Genomic DNA, 16,661 nt, shown 5'->3' on the forward strand with positions numbered 1-16,661 from the left:
TATTAGACCAGTTGCTCAAACGCGCGTGATACCTCATGCGCCTTTGTGTTAAAAATAAGTGAAGGAGGTTTTGGTGGAAAAAACCTGGCTCAAGTTTTACGACCCTCGTGTATCTGCAGAAATTGATGCAGATCGTTACGCATCCGTTGTCGATATATTCGAACAATCAGTAAAAAAGTTTAAAGACAAAGTTGCGTTTATCAACATGGGTCAGTCGATGACCTTTGGCGAACTCGACAAATTATCTGCACAATACGCTGCTTACCTACAAAATAGTGGGTTGAAGCGCGGCGATGCCGTGGCAATCATGATGCCGAACTTGCTTCAGTACCCTGTAGCCATGTTTGGTGTACTTCGTGCTGGTATGGTTGTGGTTAATGTTAACCCGCTGTACACAGCAAGAGAGTTGAAGCACCAGTTAAACGATGCGAATGCTAAGGCAATTGTTATTGTTGAAAACTTTGCGTGCACCCTTGAAGAAGTGATCAGTGAAACAAACATTCAAGAAGTGTTTCTTACTTCGCTAGGCGACATGCTGCCTGTACCAAAACGTTGGGTAGTGAATGCGGTAGTTAAGTATGTGAAGAAAATGGTGCCGGCTTTTAATTTGCCAGCGACCACGTCTTTCACCAGCGCAATAAAGCAAGGGCAATCGTTAACCTATACACGTCCAGATTTAACCAACGATGAACTGGCCTTCTTGCAGTACACCGGTGGTACCACGGGTGTATCTAAAGGCGCTATGCTGACACATCGCAATATGATTGCGAATCTTGAGCAAGTTTCTGGCATTCTGGAAACCGTAATAGATGAAGGCGAAGACTTTGTGGTAACTGCGTTGCCGCTTTATCATATATTCGCCTTGCTTGCGAACTGCCTGATGTTCCTTAAATACGGTTGCCAAAACTTACTGATTACTAACCCGCGTGATATGCCAGGGTTTGTAAACGAATTGAGCAAATACCCTTTCACTATTCTTCCAGGTGTAAATACCTTGTTTAACGGCTTGTTAAACACACCAGGGTTTAGTGAGCTTGATTTTAAAAACTTCAAGTTTGGCTTAGGCGGCGGCATGGCCGTTCAACGACCTGTGGCTGAAAAGTGGGAAAAGGTTACCGGTACTGTACTGCTTGAAGGTTATGGCCTTACGGAATGCTCGCCTGTTGTAACAGTAAACCCACCACAAATTGACGCGTACAAAGGCGCCATTGGTATGCCAGTGCCTTCTACCGACATCAAGCTTCTTGATGATGACGGTAACGAGGTAGAAAAAGGTGAACCAGGTGAGCTTTGGGTGAAAGGCCCGCAAGTGATGAAAGGGTATTTAAATCGCCCAGAAGCCACTGACGAAATTCTTAAAGATGGTTGGCTTGCCACCGGAGACATCGCCACGGTAGACGATGAAGGTTATTTCTATATTGTTGACCGTAAAAAGGATATGATCCTCGTCTCTGGATTCAATGTGTTTCCAAACGAAATTGAAGAAGTGGCTGCTATGCATGACAACATTGTTGAATCAGCAGCAGTTGGTGTACCAAATGAAGCCAGTGGTGAAGTGGTGAAGTTATTTGTTGTTCGCAACAACGACTCGCTAACTGCTGAAGCGGTCATTGCACACTGTAGAGAACACTTAACGGGCTATAAAGTGCCCAAGCAGGTAGTCTTCAAAGAAGATCTACCTAAAACCAATGTAGGTAAAATTCTGCGTCGGGAACTACGAGATTAATTCGGAAAGTGAATTAGGAAAACTGTAGAGCCGGCGTAAGCCGGCTTTTTATTATTATGCAATATGAATTAGTAACCACCTTTGAAAAACTCGATAGCGTGTGCACGCTTGCTCAACAACAAAAAGCGGTAGCGCTGGACACTGAATTTGTTCGTACCCGAACACTGTCACCGCATCTTGGTTTAATCCAGTTGTATGACGGGCATCAGTTAGTACTTATCGATCCTCTTGCAATTGATGATCTCTCGCCATTTATTGCCTTAATGGAAAATACCAGTGTGGTAAAAGTGCTGCACTCATGCTCAGAAGATCTTGAAACTTTCCTGACTGCATTTAATACCGTACCAACACCCGTATTCGATAGTCAATTTGCTGCCAGTATTCTAGGCTTAGGCGCATCGCTAGGCTACGCAAAGCTGGTTGAGTTATTGTGCGATGTAAGCCTAGATAAAGGCGAGTCTCGTACCGACTGGATAGCCCGTCCTTTAAGGGAAGCACAGCTTAGCTATGCGGCCAACGATGTACTGTATCTATTACCTTGCTATGAACATTTAGTCGAAAAAATAAATGATGTAGGCAAGTTAGATTGGGTATATCAAGAGATTGCCCAATTAGCCGATAAAAAGCGCAGTCAAATGCCGGAAGAATTTGCCTATATGCAGATTAAAAACAACTGGCGTTTATCAAAAGAGCAGCTTACCGTGCTTCAAGCACTTGCCGCGTGGCGACTCGCTACCGCGCGTAAAAAAGACATGGCATTGAATTTTGTATTTAAAGAAATACATCTTTATGAAGCTGCGCGTCTTATGCCTTCAAGCAAATCGGGGTTGTCTCAATTTGAAGGAATGAATCCACAGTCGGTAAGGCGTTATGGTGACACCATTGTGACACTCATAAGCCAAGCACGAGAAAAGTACGCGGCGACTTCTGAGTCTCTTAGGTTGCCGAAAGTCAGTCGTTTGATTGACGTAGCAAGCTACAAACAAACATTAGCAGCGCTAAAAGCCGTGAGCGATAAAATTGCCAGCGAAAATGATGTATCGCCAGAAGTTATTGCATCTAAAAAGCAGTTGAACCAAGTGCTAAAATGGTACTGGTTCGACAGTGACGAAACCCGAGTGCTAGGCCTCAAACCAGATGTTTTATCTGGCTGGAGAGCGCCATTGTTTGAGCCCCATTTAGAAAAGTTACTAGGCAATAAACCTAGTCTCTAACGTTAAAGAGTTTACAAAATGATGTTGTGCGCGATTTATAAATCACGAAAACGCCCAGGTACGTATTTATATGTGCCTAACAAAGACAAATTTGATGATGTGCCTGAGGTGCTAAAAGACATGTTTGGCAAGCCGGAGTTGGTCACTGTGCTATCGCTAGATAAGCATGAAAAGCTGGCAGGTGTGGACAAGCAAAAGCTTATTGCTGAGCTTGAAGAAAAAGGCTTTTACCTTCAAATGCCACCTAAAGAAGACGATTTATTGATGGCCCACCGTAAGTCTTTGGGGTTACAAGCCACGCCAGATAAAAAGTTTTAAGCATGGCTAAATGGTTAACAACATCGCTACTTGCAGTAGCGGGGTTTGTGGCAAGCATTGCTCTTGCCCAAGCCGAAGAAAAAACAGCACAAGGGTTTGCCGAATACGTAACAGCGTTAAAAGCCGAAGCCAAACAGAAAGGCTTTGATGAATCATTACTTAACGACGCCTTTAACGATATTAGTTTTCGCCCAACGGTTATCAAATCAGATAAAAACCAACCTGAAAAGAAAATTACACTCGATAGTTACTTAGCCAGTCGTGTGCCTGACTGGAAAGTGCAGCAAGCGGTTGAAATGTACAACAAGCACAAGTCATTGCTTGAAGAAATAGGCCAGAAGTTTAAGGTTCAACCTCGATTTATTGTTGCGCTATGGGGTAATGAATCAAATTTTGGACGCATTCAAGGTAATTACAGCGTGCTGTCTGCCTTGGCCTCACTTGCCTATGAAGGCCGCCGAGAAAAACTGTTTAAAGATAACCTCTTTGCCGCGCTGACTATTCTTGATGAAGGCCATACTAGCGTTGATGCATTAAAGGGGTCTTGGGCTGGTGCCATGGGGCAAAGCCAATTTATGCCAATCTCGTTTTTAAATTACGCGGTAGATTATGATGGTGATGGCAGAAAAGATATTTGGCAAACCGAAGCCGATGTATTTGCCTCTATTGCAAACTACCTTTCATCAGAAGGGTGGGATAACAACGGCACCTGGGGTAGGCAAGTGTCTTTAACCCAGCCTATTAAAGCCTTCGGCCTTTCAAAAAGCCTTTATAAGCCCTTAGCCGAATGGCAGCAAGCAGGCGTTAGACGCTTCGACGGTAGCGATTTGCCTACCGCTGATATCCAAGCTTCTCTTATTATGCCTGATGGCAGCGAAGGGCGGGTTTATCTTGTCTATAATAACTTTCATACCTTAATGAAATGGAACCGCTCCAGTTACTTTGGCGTGTCCGTAGGTTACCTTTCAGAACGCATCAAGCGAGGGTACTAATATGTATCAACATCAAGAATATCAAGGTGGGCCAATTTCACTGCCAGTAGGTAAAGTGGCATGTATTGGTCGCAACTATCTTGATCATATCGAAGAAATGAAATCGGTTGTATCAGAGTCGCCCTTGTTGTTTTTAAAGCCTAAAGCGGCATTGTGCGATATGGCCACACCGCTTGTTATTCCTACCAATCAAGGTGAATGTCATAACGAGCTTGAAGTCGCTGTATTGCTTAAATACGCGTTATGCAAAGCCACAGAAGCTGAAGTGTTAGCGGCCATTTGGGGTATAGGGCTTGGTTTGGATTTAACCCTGCGTGATGTTCAGCGCGAGCTTAAGGCGCAAGGCCAACCTTGGGAGCGAGCTAAGTCCTTTGACTTAAGTTGTCCAGTGTCAGGCTTTGTTCCAATAGATAGCACCACAGACTTACAAGATTTACATTTCACGCTGAGTATAAACGGTGAAATACGTCAGTCTGGGCATACTGCGATGATGCTGCACAAAATAGTGCCGTTAATTGCGCATATGTCTCAAACCTTTACCCTAGATGCGGGTGATGTGGTGTTAACGGGCACCCCTAAAGGGGTAGGGCCGTTACTTGCGGGTGACACCATTGAAGCCACCTTACATGATAAAATTACTGTTAATACAAAGGTTGTTCGCTAATGACTGCTCCTTTTTGGGAAACCAAAACCCTTGAAGAAATGACCCAAAAGGAATGGGAGTCATTATGCGATGGCTGTGCAAAGTGTTGCTTACATAAGTTTATTGATGATGAAAACGAAGAAGCGCAAGCGCCTACGGATTACATCAATGCCAATGAACAAATTCATTACACCAATATTGTCTGTTCGCTGCTTAATACGAAAAAATGTGAATGTACCCAGTATGCAAAGCGAACTGAGCTTGTGCCAGATTGCGTTCAGCTAACAAAAGCCAACTTAAAAGACATTTTCTTTATGCCCACAAGCTGCGCTTATCGCCGTCTTCATGAAGGACGAGGGTTACCGTCTTGGCATCCACTGCTAAATAAGGGCAAGAAACATGTGATGCACAAAAACGGCATGTCTGTACGCAATAAAACGGTGTTTGAAACCGATGTGGATTTAGATGCTTTTGAAGACTATATTGCGATTTGGCCGTTGGAAGATTTAGATTAAGCGGTAATACTGTAAAGCAGCGCATCTCGTCCGAAAATACGCTTGCGGCAAAGCCCTTCCTTTTCAGCACCAATACGTTCGGCCACGCGCAAACTGGCTTTGTTGTTAGGCTCGATTAGGCATTCTAGTCGGTGTAGATTCATTTGCGTAAAGGCTAGCTTCTTTAGTGCTTCACAAATGGCAGTGGCAAGACCTTTTCCACATGAGTCTGAACGAAGCCAATAACCCAAATTCGCGGTTAAATGGGTGTGGTGGATATAATTGATAATTCCCATGCCCAAACAGCGCTCATCGTGCATTAGCAAGTAGGTTAACCCATAACCTGACTCTCGTGCAGCCTCCATCGATTGAATACATTGTTTCGCCAATGCTGGCGTAACGGGGCACAGTGCGCTGCCTAGCCAAGGTTTAACATGATGAATAGATTGCTGTGAAGCCTCACATAAGGCTTCAACATGCTTCAGGGCTATACGCTGTATTGACACAGGCCCTTGCTCTGTATGAATAGAAGGGAGCCTAGATGGCAAAATAGAAAGGTCTATCAAAAGGGTTTCTTATCTAACAATCGACATGCAAATACTATTGCGAACACCACAAAATAAGCGGCAAAGATAATTTGCATCCAATGTGCCATTCCCATTGAAAGGAACTGCCAACTATCTGCTAAGCAATCGCCCTCGGCGGCAAATATAGCAGGTATCCACTCATGTAATTGAAGCCATGTTGGAAAGTTCGGTACTATTTCACAGCTAGCGAAAAAGGGGTTGGGTGCATTGATAATACCAAGGTGTTCTTTGGCAATTAAAAAGCCCCAGCCAGCAGATACTGCCCAGCCGGCAAAACCTACCATGCGAGTAAGGCCGTTATTTTTAATCAAAACAAGCAGTGCGGACAACACAATGCCGTACATGGCAGTACGTTGGTAAATACACATAATGCAGGGTTTTAAGCCCATGCCATATTGAAAGTAAAGCGCGGCTAATTCTAGCCCTAATGACGTGGCGAAAAGCACAAGCCATGAAGACTTGTGCTCTGCCCAGCGACTAATGCGATGTACTACTGAACGCATGTCTAATTCCTAGTGTGAAACAGCACCGCCAACAGCTTCTGTCGCGGTATGATGTTCAATTAAATGCATGTCGTACAACCATTGGGTTGCATCGGCTAAGCCTACATAGGTAGCCACCAAACCCACAATAGTAAGTACGATGGTGTATGGCAGTGCCATCATTACCATGCGCCCGTACGACAAGCGTAGTAAAGGTGCAATCGCAGAGGTTAACATGAACAAGAATGCAGCTTGACCGTTAGGTGTCGCAACACTAGGCAAGTTAGTTCCTGTGTTAATTGCAACTGCTAGCATATCGTATTGGTCACGTGTGATTTGGCCGGCTTGCAGGGCTGCGGTAACTTCTGTGATATACACAGAGCCTACAAACACGTTATCACTCACCATAGATAACACACCATTGGCGAGGTAAAACATCACCATCTGAGTTTCACCTTCAAAGCTTAGTACCCAATGAATAACGGGTTGGAATAAGCCTTGGTCGATAATCACTGCCACAACACCAAAGAATACGCAAAGCAAAGCAGTAAAAGGCAGCGCTTCTTCAAACGCTTTACCTAACGCATGCTCTTCAATAATGCCGCTCATCGATGTTGCCAATACAATAACAGAAAGGCCGATTAAGCCCACTGATGCCATGTGCGTGGCCAAGCCAACCACTAACCATACGCCAATTAGAGCTTGAACTACTAGCTTAGCCTTTTCACGTTTGCTGCGGCTTTTATCCATATGTTCGCTGTAGTCGGTAAGAATTTTTCTCACTGAATTTGGCAGTTTTGCACCATAGGTAAACCAACCTGTTTTCTCTAAAACCATGGTGGTTAATAAACCAAATACAAAAACTGGTAAGCTAACAGGCGCCATGCGGATAAAAAATTCAACGAAATCCCAGCCAGCTTTATCAGCAATAATTAGGTTTTGTGGTTCACCTACCATTGTCATTACGCCGCCCAGTGCAGTACCAACCGCAGAGTGCATCATTAGGTTACGAAGGAATGCACGGAAGTTTTCTAGGTCATTACTGCCTAGTGAATCTACGCCGTCATCACTTGTGTGGTCATGATCTGAGTGAAACTCTTTACCCGAAGCTACTTTGTGGTAAATGGAATAGAAACCCAAACCTACACTGATGATTACTGCGACCACGGTCAGAGCATCAAGGAATGCCGACAAAAAGGCTGAGGCAAAGATAAACGACAATGACAAGACCATTTTGTTCTTAACCCCAATAACTAACTTGGTGAATAAAAACATAAGTAGGTCTTTCATAAAGTAGATACCGGCAACCATGAAGACCAGAAGTAATAGCACTTCAAGGTTAACCTCAATTTCGTGCATCATGTGTCCGGGCGTTGTCATCCCAATGAACATGGCCTCAATGAGTAGTAAGCCACCTGGCTGCAGCGGGTAGCACTTTAACGCCATTGCGAGAGTAAAAATAAATTGGATCACTAATGTCCAACCCGCCAAGTAGGGGTCAACCATAAACAATACTGGGTTTATAATGAGGAAGGCGATGATGGTTTGCTTATACCAATTGGGTGCGTGTCCCAGAAAGTTACTAAAGACCGCCGAGATCATTGAGGTTTGCATGAGTTCCTATTCCTTTTACAACAAAGGCGCTAACGTTGCGTCTTTACGTTTTGAATTTCTGGTTATTGCAAACATAAACTGACTTTCATCGAGGGCAAGTGATTGCAAGTTGTCGATAATCGGGCAGTTTTGTTGCTTTCATTATAATAGTCCGAAATTAAGCGTACATGATATTACAACCTTGAGAAAGCAATTCACAGACCCCATAAAAGGAAAGTTAGCGGAATTACTCAAGTTAGGTTGATAATCAACCTAACAATGTAGTTTATTGCGTTGAGTAAGTCTGCTTTTGTGTGATAAAAAACCATTAATGCAAAGGTTTTGGGATTATTTTAATGAAATGTTAACAAATGTTGTTGGCAGGGGATTTTTCATTGTGATAATAAAAGCGCATCTGGTACAATCAGTCGCAGAATAACAATAACGTGCAGGCGATTAGTTATGATTTATAAGGCGCAGAGTCCCGCTGGATTTGCCGAAGAATACATTGTTGAATCGATTTGGAGTGGACGCTTCCCGCCGGGTACAATTTTGCCTGCCGAAAGAGAGCTTTCAGAACTTATTGGTGTAACACGCACAACCTTGCGTGAAGTTTTGCAACGTTTGGCTCGTGACGGTTGGTTAACCATTCAACATGGTAAACCTACAAAAGTGAATAACTTTTGGGAAAGCTGTGGCTTGAACATTCTAGAAACCTTAGCGCGTCTCGATCAAGAAGGCATTCCTGAGCTAGTGGACAACCTCTTAGCGGCCCGTACTAATCTAAGTGCCGTGTTTATTCGAGGTGCAATTCGTAACAACCCCAAGGAATCCGCTGAGATTATTGCACGTTATAAAGACGTGGAAGAAGATGGCGCTGCTTTTGCGCAATTCGATTACCAAATGACCCATGATTTAGCATTGGCATCAAATAATAATGTGTTTGTGTTAATGATGAATGGCTTTAGGGGCATGTACTCACGTATTGGTGGTTTCTACTTCGATCATCAGCAAGCGCGAGACGTGGCCAAAGCGTATTACGCTAAATTGCTCGATGCTGCAGAAAACGAAAGACACGACAAAGTACCTGTAGTGGTAAGAGACTATGGTATTGAAAGTGGCAAAGTTTGGCAGCAAGTGCGAGACAGCATGCCTAAAGATATTGTCGATTAATACAAAGGCGATTGGGAGAAGCGAATTCCCCCTCAAGCTAAATACGAAAGTTATTTCAGTATTATCAAAAACGTCCTATTCAGGGCGTTTTTTTGTTTTTGACACAGCTTGTAACTATTTAGTCCCAAATTCGATCTGGTTAGTGCTTTTTAGCCCTATATTAACGTTAGAAATTACCTATACTTTGGGGTTAAGTTTTATCACTTATCATCTTCCGCAAAAGGACCTATCATGAAATCTCTATGGATAGCATCGTGCATAACGTTAACGGCGAGTCTTTCGCTAGGCGCGTGCAGCGATAATAGCACTAGCATGGAACAAACCTCACAAGTAGAAAAACAACAAGGCGTTAAATTGATTACTGATATTCCAGCACCTGTTGCACAGAAAATTCCTTATGAGCTAGCGGCTCACGGTACCGTCCGCAATGATGACTATTACTGGATGCGAGATGATAGTCGTGAAGACGAGAAAGTGTTGGCGCACTTAGAAAAAGAAAATGCGTATTTAGAAACTGTTATGGCGCCATTGAAAGATAACAGAGAAACCTTGTACGAAGAATTGATTGCCCGAATAGAGAAAGATGACACGACGGTTCCTTATTTAAAAAATGATTATTGGTATTTCACCGAATACTCAGGGGAAAATGAATACCCAATTTATCTGCGCAAACCATCAATGGATGCAGAGGAAGAGGTTTTACTAAATATGAATGTGATGGCCGAAGGTCATGACTATTATAATATTGGTGACTACTCAGTAAGCAGTGATAATAATTTACTCGCGTATTCTGAAGATACGTTGAGCCGCCGCGTTTATACCATTTTTGTGAAAAATTTAGCCACGGGTGAGTTACTGTCAGATGAACTGACAGGAACCTCTGGCGCTGTAGAGTGGGCTAACGACAATAAACACCTTTTCTATGTGAAAAAAGATCTGCAAACCTTGCTAGGATTTCAGGTTTATCGTCATGTGCTTGGTACACCTCAAGCAGACGATACGCTAGTGTTCGAGGAAACTGATCCAACGTTTTATACCTACATTAGTAAAAGCAAAGATGATGACATGATTTACATTCATCATAGTCACACAGACAAAAGCGCAGTGACCTTAATAGATGCGAACCAACCTACTAAGGCGCCAGTCCCATTCTTGCCGATTAGAGAAGATGAGGAATACAGCATTGAAAAGTCGGGTGATAGTTATTTTGTTTTAACCAACAATAAAGCAACTAACTTTCGCGTCATGAAAGCGCCAGCTTCTGCAACCGATGACATGTCCAAATGGGAAGAGGTGATTGCCCATAATCCTGACGTATTCATTCAAGATATAGAAGTGCTGGGCGACTTTTTGGTGGTAAAAGAGAAGCAAGAGGGTGTTTTACGTCTTGTTGCGCACAATCTTAAAGCTGATAAAGCCACAGTAATACCTACTGATGATCCTATTTACGGTGCTTACTTCACAGGTAACACTCAGCAAAATACCAATACCTTACGTATTTACTATAGTTCGTTAACTACGCCCGCCAGCATTGTAGATATCGATTTAAACACCTTTGATAAAGCGGTTCTTAAACAAACTAAGGTCTCTGACTCGTTTTCATCAGCGGCGTATACCTCTGAACGTGTCATGATTAAAGCACAAGATGGAGCGAATATTCCTGTTTCGTTGGTGTATCGTAACGATATGTTTAATAAAGATGGCACCAACCCACTGTATCAATATGCGTATGGTTCTTACGGTGCCACGATTGAGCCAACATTTAGAAGCAGCTGGTTATCGTTAGTCGATAGGGGCTTTGTCGTGGCGATTGCTCATATTCGTGGCGGCCAAATGTTAGGCCGACAGTGGTATGAAGACGGTAAAATGCACAGCAAAATTAATACATTTACCGACTTTATCGACGTATCAAAAGGCTTAATTGAAAAGCAATATGCCGATCCTAACCGTGTGTTCGCCATGGGCGGCAGTGCGGGGGGGCTGTTGATGGGCGCAATTGCAAATATGGCTCCTGAGCTTTATTTGGGGATTTCTGCACATGTGCCCTTCGTAGATGTTGTTACTACAATGAGCGACGACACTATTCCTTTAACCACTGGGGAATATACAGAATGGGGTAACCCTGCGAATAAAGACGAATTCGACTATATTTTATCTTATTCACCTTACGATCAAGTGAGTGCCCAAGATTACCCTCACATGTTAGTGACCACAGGGCTTCACGACTCACAAGTACAATACTTTGAGCCGATGAAATGGGTAGCTAAGCTACGTGACTATAAAACGAATGATAATTTGTTGTTGTTTCAAACGGATATGGAAGCAGGCCACGGTGGTGCATCTGGTCGGTTCAAACGTTTTGAGTCTACAGCGCTAGAATATGCATTCGTGTTTTACCTGGCAGGTATAGAAATCTAGCTATCGAGATTTAAGCTAGCATCACTATGTTTTACTGACATAACGAACAGGCAAGTGCTTCAGCATTTGCCTGTTTTTTACATTTAGCATTTGTTAACACTAAAAGGAAACATGCTATGAACAGTAATCCCGTTGGTTGGTTTGAAATTTATGTTGAAGATATGCCACGCGCGCAGGCTTTCTACGAAAGCGTACTGAAGGTCTCTTTAGAAGCACTAGAAGACCCTTCTGCCGATAAATCACAAGGCGCGTTCAGTATGATGACGTTCCCTTCTGACATGGAGCATTATGGCGCCAGTGGCGCACTAGTTCACATGGAGGGCGCACCAGTAGGTAAAAATAGCACCTTAGTCTATTTTGCATGTGAGGACTGCGACGTTGAAGCGGGTAGGGTAGTTGACGCAGGGGGCGTTCTTGAGAAAGAAAAAATGTCGATTGGTGAATATGGGTTTATTGCGTTAGCGATTGATACTGAAGGGAATATGATTGGGTTTCATTCCCAAGCGTAAACTTTTTGTGGTTTTGTTTTTTATTAGTATGCGGTTTCTAATTGTACTTTGTATAGTGATTCTGTAATCGAACATTCACAGGAGCTGACGATGACAACCACTGATACCATTAAAGGTAAAATTAACGAAGCAGAAGACATGGCTCGCAAAATTTGGCTAGCAGGGCTTGGCGCGTACGGAAAAAGCGTAGAAGAAGCGCAAGGTCGTTACGAAAAGCTAAGTGAAGACGCGAACAAAATGTTTGATGACTTAGTCACCAAAGGTGAAACGCTAGAAGACGATGCGCGTAGTAAGTTTAAGTCGACCACTAATGATGTTGAAAACCGTGTGGCAGATGTACGTAAAAAACTGGGCCTAGATACCGACCCCGCCGATCATCGTATTGAAGAGCTTTCAGCAAAAATTGACGCGTTGACGGAAGCCGTAGCTAAGTTAGCGGCGAATAAATAGCACACGCGTTTTATTGTTGCTATTTTTCAGCAAGGTAGTTGTTGTCGTTTTTTGTAGTACGGTTACTGACAAAGGCGTTAGTGCAAATGCTAGCGCCGATGCGACTGTAAAACTACCTTGCCCTATTCGTTTTCGAAGCGGGAGGTTACATGCCTAATAATCACAAATCATCACCCTTATTTGGATGGCTTACAGCAGGTTCTGATTTAATATCAGCGCAACTTGATAGTACAGCTACTACAGTAAGTAAAAAAATTGATGATACTCACTCCTCAATTGAGGCTATGCAGCGCAAGGGCGCTGAAGTCGAAGGTGAGTTGAAACGTCGACTGAACCCAGTTTCACTCGTTGATAGTGCGCAACAGTTGGTGAGGTCTACGCCTCTGTTTAGCTTAATTTCTGGTGGAAAAGCTCGGGTTAAGCGTGAGCAGCAGATAGAATTACTTTCCGCTAAAGTTGATTTATTGGTAGAGCAAGTAGCATTGCTTGCCGCGAAACGAGCAGCAGAGAAAGCCCAAACGCCAACAAAAGCCCCGGTAAAAGCGGCGCCAAAGTCGACAGCTAAGACTGCTTCAAAAACTGCACCTAAAACAGTCTCAAAATCCACGGTGAAAGCCACACCTAAAACAGTTTCAAAACCCACGGCGAAAGCTACACCTAAAGCAGCCTCAAAACCTGCCACCAAAACAACCTCTACGGCTAGTAAAACCACTACGGCAAAAACTCCTGCCGCCGCGAAATCAACCACTACGACTTCCGCTGCATCGAAGCCAGCAGCGACTAAAACGACTGCCGCCAAGGCTTCAGAAACTAAGCCCCAGGCAACGAAGTCTTCAACATCAAGTAGCGGCACGTCAACTGCGACGAAAGCCAACGGTGACAGCAAGACCGATGGCGCCTCGTAAGCCTGTAGCACCTTACGGGCTAAACCGTTAGGCGCAAAAAGAGAGTAGGGCACTCTCTTTTTTTATAGTCGCGTTTGATAGCGTTGTTAATGCTTAGCCACGGGCGTTGCATCGCCTCAGGCGTTAAGACTTAGCTACAGGCCTAGTTTGTTTTGCTCCACAGATTTTGGTGCTTCTTAAAACTAAAATAGTCGTGAGGCTCCCAAAAGCTGGGGATTAAGTCATCTACTGCGTCTGGGGTGAAATTACTGGAAAGCTGGCTCATAATTTCTTTTAAGCGCGCTTTATCGACATTCATCAGCTTCTTTCTGCTAACAGGGAAATAAAGATTTCTGCCTTTCTCAATAACTTCAATATGACCGCTACTGATATGCTTTTGATTGCGGGTGGTCACTTTGCAAATTGGCTCGCCAGGTTTGGTTGGATTTAATCCTATCACCACCGCACATTCATATTGGTCTTTTTCTTGGCCGTTTTCATTAACGGGAATGAAAGTAATGCCGAAGCCTTGCGGGAAGTAACCGACCAAATCAATAAAGTCCTCCGCAAGCTTTTTATTTAACGCGCCTTTTTTAGATAGCTGCTCTATAAGCAAATAGCCTTTAGGTAGGTTTTTACGGCTATAGTCATTTTTAGTGGAAAAAATAACAGACGCATAAATTTGCGGTATTTTAATTAGCTCACCTAAACCAGTTTTAGACACAAAGGCATCTTTTACCAACTGGCTAACAAACTCATTGGCCTCATTGTGGGTCTGCACAAATCGGTCACGTTCTTCCTTCACGTTTCCCACATAGGCTGGAATGCCTAACCCTTCAGTAAGGTATTTCATGGTGAAGTGATAGTTAAGCTTCAACAAGTCTTTTCGCTGAGATTCTTCTAGTAATCGGAATTCATCTAATTTGTTGTCTGCACCGCGTAATATCGTTAATGCGGCGGGGCTTTGTAAGCCTACATCTTGTAGCAAAGAGGCAGTAATTAATGGGCGGCCTAATTCTATACGCCACTTTTCACGCCAATAGCGGTTACCACGCATACGAGAGATCGCGTCACGATATTTTGAAAGGTACTTGTGCGCAATGGTGTCGTGATCGAGTAATTTATCAGTAAGTCTTAACACCAACACGGCTTTGTAAAGCGGCTTAAAGCGCTGGTGAATGCGGGCAAACTTACCCTCGGGGCCTTGAGTGAGTAACATTAAGGTGCCAAGAAACTTTGCACTTAGCTGCTGAGTTTCTTGCCAGCTATCTCCTTCGCACAGCTTGATAAGCTTAATGCTCACCTCATCAATACGCGCAAGGCGCGCCAAGCGTTCCTCTTCAAGCTTTTGGCTAGAGTTTTTAATTTGCTTTTTGAGCTGATCTACAAGGACTTCTTTCTTAGTTGAAGCTTCCGCTTTTTTTAGCTGTACCTTCAACTCCTCAACATGCGCTTCTAGCTCAGGTGTTAAAGCAAAAAAATGTTTCGCATCTTCAAAGATTGAGCCATAGCCAACCTCTTGTGGGTACACCATGTTTATTAATTGTTTAACTTGCTGCGTGTAGATGCTGTCTGGGCTTTGAATTTGTGCGCTCACCGATATCCTTCGTATATGTTTTCAACCCCAGTGTCAGTTAGATTTCTGCTTGGGGTGGGTTATTAGGCACTGTGTCCTAATTCAACCGCTTCTCTTTGTTTCAATTTGCCAAGATAATACCGCAAACTTTCGCTAATTTTGGTATTTTTTTCAATAACATCGAGCTGTGGCCAAGTTGATTTTTCTCCACTCACAATGAGCGCATTTATACTTTCAAGACTTGGATTAGCAATAACTTGTGTCAAATTACGAATTTGTTGTTTGGGGAGAATATTTATGTTCCCTACATATTGCTGATCGATAATAGACTTCACTTTATGAATAGCAAGTTTAGCGCCCTTATTGTCTATCATATTTTCAATAATATCGATGGCAAAAATACTGTTACTTTTTAATAGCTGCCCCACGTGTCTGCTCGATAGCCCCCACAGTGATTGAGGGTTAATTCGCGCAGATTGAATAAAGGGCACGGCGAGTGGGTTGGTTTGGCTAACAATACTGTGGTTAACGCCGTACAACCTAGCAAGTCTATCGAAAGGTAAATCGGCCATTAGTGAGCCATCGGCGAAACGTCGGTTAGGAATATAGGGGACGATATCACCCGCTGGTGTTTTAGCGCGAAGTTGTACGGGGCTAAATACTACCGGTACGGCACATGACGCTCTTACCGCTTGGGTGATAATAGCATTTGGCGATGTTTTAGCGTTTAGTAGCCTAGAATGTTGGTGTAAATCTGCAGGCGATACGGTTACGGTTACATGCCGCCGGGTTTTTTTATAGGCTTCTTCAAAGGTCGTTAAATCGAATAGGCTGATTAAAGCATTCTCTAACACCGTGCTATCAAACAAACTATTTTTACCAAAGCCCGCCCAGCTTCGCCATTTTTTGAATGTTTCATAGATACTTTCAGCGCTTAATGCATCAAGCAGTTCGTCATGCGTACGTGTGCCTACCAAGGCAGCAATAATGGAACCGGCGCTTGCGCCTGACACAACAGAAGGCAACAGCTCTTTCTCATTTAGCGACTTTACAACCCCGCAATGAAAGAAGCCCAATCCAGCGCCGCCAGACAACATAAGGCAGCTGCGCCCGAATGCATGGGCAGTTTCTTCAAAAAATGACAGCTTCTCGTAAAAGTCTACGTCGTCTTCATTTGCTTGGTAAATCTGGTCAAGTGCCAGCTTGACCTCATCAATGAATTGCACGATGAGATACTTAGTGCCCATCTTGCATTTACGGCGCATAGCAGGGTTAGCAATATTGCCTAAATTCCCATGCAAGCCTTCATGAATAATTGACATAAGCGCATGCATATCACCATTGCCTCTGGCAATTTTTAAGCGCTGTACCCGTTTTTGAATAAGTATGTAGTCGTAATCATCTGATGCATCATCGGCTTTCCATGCTTCTGCACCGGAAATTTCATCATGCGCTAAGCAAGCTTCTTGGTACGCTTGATAGCTTGAAGCATGGGCAATGTCTTGGTCTAATTTTTTTAAACGTAAGTCAAATAAAGCCATATTATCAGTGTCACGAATGAGCATACAAAAAGTGTACAAAGGAAATTTAGAATGCGCTACC

At 43.5% G+C, this 16,661-nt stretch carries 16 protein-coding genes; 11 read left to right on the plus strand and 5 right to left on the minus strand.

All coding sequences use genetic code 11. The features are described 5' to 3' along the window. Positions 1–73 precede the first annotated feature (73 nt). From fadD to R1T43_RS08080, 6 genes are read left to right on the plus strand one after another with little or no spacing between them, the layout of a single operon-like run. The gene (gene fadD / locus R1T43_RS08055) at positions 74–1,726 is read left to right on the plus strand and encodes a long-chain-fatty-acid--CoA ligase FadD (RefSeq protein WP_211072105.1); all 1,653 of its coding nucleotides are present in this window, start codon (positions 74–76) and stop codon (positions 1,724–1,726) included. Between the two features lie 56 nt (positions 1,727–1,782). Next, complete coding sequence (gene rnd / locus R1T43_RS08060) at positions 1,783–2,940, plus strand: ribonuclease D (protein WP_211072106.1); 1,158 nt, start codon at positions 1,783–1,785, stop codon at positions 2,938–2,940. 21 nt (positions 2,941–2,961) lie between these two features. After that, a complete protein-coding gene (locus tag R1T43_RS08065; protein WP_211072133.1) occupies positions 2,962–3,258 on the plus strand; it encodes a YcgL domain-containing protein in 297 nt (98 codons plus the stop codon). A gap of 2 nt (positions 3,259–3,260) precedes the next feature. Continuing rightward, complete coding sequence (locus tag R1T43_RS08070) at positions 3,261–4,250, plus strand: lytic murein transglycosylase (RefSeq protein WP_317354768.1); 990 nt, start codon at positions 3,261–3,263, stop codon at positions 4,248–4,250. Position 4,251: 1 nt separating this feature from the next. Then, positions 4,252–4,914, plus strand: coding sequence for a fumarylacetoacetate hydrolase family protein (locus R1T43_RS08075; protein WP_317354770.1), 663 nt, complete (start codon positions 4,252–4,254; stop codon positions 4,912–4,914). Next, positions 4,914–5,408, plus strand: coding sequence for a YcgN family cysteine cluster protein (locus R1T43_RS08080; protein ID WP_057790863.1), 495 nt, complete (start codon positions 4,914–4,916; stop codon positions 5,406–5,408). The genes R1T43_RS08075 and R1T43_RS08080 overlap by 1 nt, the downstream gene beginning before the upstream one ends. On the opposite strand, the gene R1T43_RS08085 is transcribed toward R1T43_RS08080, so the two are convergent. The 3 genes from R1T43_RS08085 to nhaB are packed head-to-tail and all read right to left on the minus strand — an operon-like array spanning position 5,405 to position 8,070. Next, positions 5,405–5,953: a GNAT family protein gene (locus R1T43_RS08085; RefSeq protein ID WP_317354774.1), complete on the minus strand. Its 549-nt coding sequence runs from the start codon at positions 5,951–5,953 to the stop codon at positions 5,405–5,407. The genes R1T43_RS08080 and R1T43_RS08085 overlap by 4 nt on opposite strands. Next, the gene (dsbB, locus tag R1T43_RS08090) at positions 5,950–6,477 is read right to left on the minus strand and encodes a disulfide bond formation protein DsbB (protein ID WP_317354776.1); all 528 of its coding nucleotides are present in this window, start codon (positions 6,475–6,477) and stop codon (positions 5,950–5,952) included. The genes R1T43_RS08085 and dsbB overlap by 4 nt, the downstream gene beginning before the upstream one ends. Before the next feature lie 9 nt (positions 6,478–6,486). After that, positions 6,487–8,070, minus strand: coding sequence for a sodium/proton antiporter NhaB (gene nhaB / locus R1T43_RS08095; RefSeq protein ID WP_057790870.1), 1,584 nt, complete (start codon positions 8,068–8,070; stop codon positions 6,487–6,489). 441 nt (positions 8,071–8,511) lie between these two features. Between nhaB and fadR the strand changes: the two genes are divergently transcribed. From fadR to R1T43_RS08120, 5 genes are all read left to right on the plus strand, one after another. Continuing rightward, positions 8,512–9,222, plus strand: coding sequence for a fatty acid metabolism transcriptional regulator FadR (gene fadR, locus R1T43_RS08100; RefSeq protein ID WP_061997782.1), 711 nt, complete (start codon positions 8,512–8,514; stop codon positions 9,220–9,222). A gap of 312 nt (positions 9,223–9,534) precedes the next feature. Next, positions 9,535–11,640, plus strand: a complete 2,106-nt coding sequence (locus tag R1T43_RS08105) for a S9 family peptidase (protein ID WP_317355747.1) — start codon at positions 9,535–9,537, stop codon at positions 11,638–11,640. A 116-nt stretch (positions 11,641–11,756) separates the two neighbouring features. Beyond that, positions 11,757–12,149 carry a VOC family protein gene (locus R1T43_RS08110; RefSeq protein ID WP_317354783.1) on the plus strand — a complete coding sequence of 131 codons (393 nt, stop codon included), beginning with the start codon at positions 11,757–11,759 and terminating at the stop codon, positions 12,147–12,149. A gap of 90 nt (positions 12,150–12,239) precedes the next feature. Further along, complete coding sequence (locus R1T43_RS08115) at positions 12,240–12,599, plus strand: phasin-related domain-containing protein (RefSeq protein WP_057790879.1); 360 nt, start codon at positions 12,240–12,242, stop codon at positions 12,597–12,599. Positions 12,600–12,748: 149 nt separating this feature from the next. Then, positions 12,749–13,504, plus strand: a complete 756-nt coding sequence (locus R1T43_RS08120; protein WP_317354788.1) for a hypothetical protein — start codon at positions 12,749–12,751, stop codon at positions 13,502–13,504. 142 nt (positions 13,505–13,646) lie between these two features. On the opposite strand, the gene R1T43_RS08125 is transcribed toward R1T43_RS08120, so the two are convergent. Further along, the gene (locus R1T43_RS08125; protein ID WP_317354790.1) at positions 13,647–15,080 is read right to left on the minus strand and encodes a hypothetical protein; all 1,434 of its coding nucleotides are present in this window, start codon (positions 15,078–15,080) and stop codon (positions 13,647–13,649) included. 62 nt (positions 15,081–15,142) lie between these two features. Further along, on the minus strand, positions 15,143–16,600 hold the full coding sequence (locus R1T43_RS08130; protein WP_211072114.1) for a DUF3336 domain-containing protein: 1,458 nt from the start codon (positions 16,598–16,600) through the stop codon (positions 15,143–15,145). Positions 16,601–16,661 lie beyond the last annotated feature (61 nt).

It is taken from the genome of Alteromonas sp. CI.11.F.A3, from assembly GCF_032925565.1.
Classification (GTDB): Bacteria; Pseudomonadota; Gammaproteobacteria; order Enterobacterales; family Alteromonadaceae; genus Alteromonas.

What these genes read in the sequence shown, in the direction of transcription:
- rnd (WP_211072106.1), top strand. Translation starts at nt 1,783, where the DNA reads ATGCAATATGAATTAGTAACCACCTTTGAAAAACTCGATAGCGTGTGC.
- R1T43_RS08065 (WP_211072133.1), top strand. Translation starts at nt 2,962, where the DNA reads ATGTTGTGCGCGATTTATAAATCACGAAAACGCCCAGGTACGTATTTA.
- R1T43_RS08070 (WP_317354768.1), top strand. Translation starts at nt 3,261, where the DNA reads ATGGCTAAATGGTTAACAACATCGCTACTTGCAGTAGCGGGGTTTGTG.
- R1T43_RS08075 (WP_317354770.1), top strand. Translation starts at nt 4,252, where the DNA reads ATGTATCAACATCAAGAATATCAAGGTGGGCCAATTTCACTGCCAGTA.
- R1T43_RS08080 (WP_057790863.1), top strand. Translation starts at nt 4,914, where the DNA reads ATGACTGCTCCTTTTTGGGAAACCAAAACCCTTGAAGAAATGACCCAA.
- dsbB (WP_317354776.1), bottom strand. Translation starts at nt 6,477, where the DNA reads ATGCGTTCAGTAGTACATCGCATTAGTCGCTGGGCAGAGCACAAGTCT.
- nhaB (WP_057790870.1), bottom strand. Translation starts at nt 8,070, where the DNA reads ATGCAAACCTCAATGATCTCGGCGGTCTTTAGTAACTTTCTGGGACAC.
- fadR (WP_061997782.1), top strand. Translation starts at nt 8,512, where the DNA reads ATGATTTATAAGGCGCAGAGTCCCGCTGGATTTGCCGAAGAATACATT.
- R1T43_RS08105 (WP_317355747.1), top strand. Translation starts at nt 9,535, where the DNA reads ATGGAACAAACCTCACAAGTAGAAAAACAACAAGGCGTTAAATTGATT.
- R1T43_RS08110 (WP_317354783.1), top strand. Translation starts at nt 11,757, where the DNA reads ATGAACAGTAATCCCGTTGGTTGGTTTGAAATTTATGTTGAAGATATG.
- R1T43_RS08115 (WP_057790879.1), top strand. Translation starts at nt 12,240, where the DNA reads ATGACAACCACTGATACCATTAAAGGTAAAATTAACGAAGCAGAAGAC.
- R1T43_RS08120 (WP_317354788.1), top strand. Translation starts at nt 12,749, where the DNA reads ATGCCTAATAATCACAAATCATCACCCTTATTTGGATGGCTTACAGCA.
- R1T43_RS08130 (WP_211072114.1), bottom strand. Translation starts at nt 16,600, where the DNA reads ATGGCTTTATTTGACTTACGTTTAAAAAAATTAGACCAAGACATTGCC.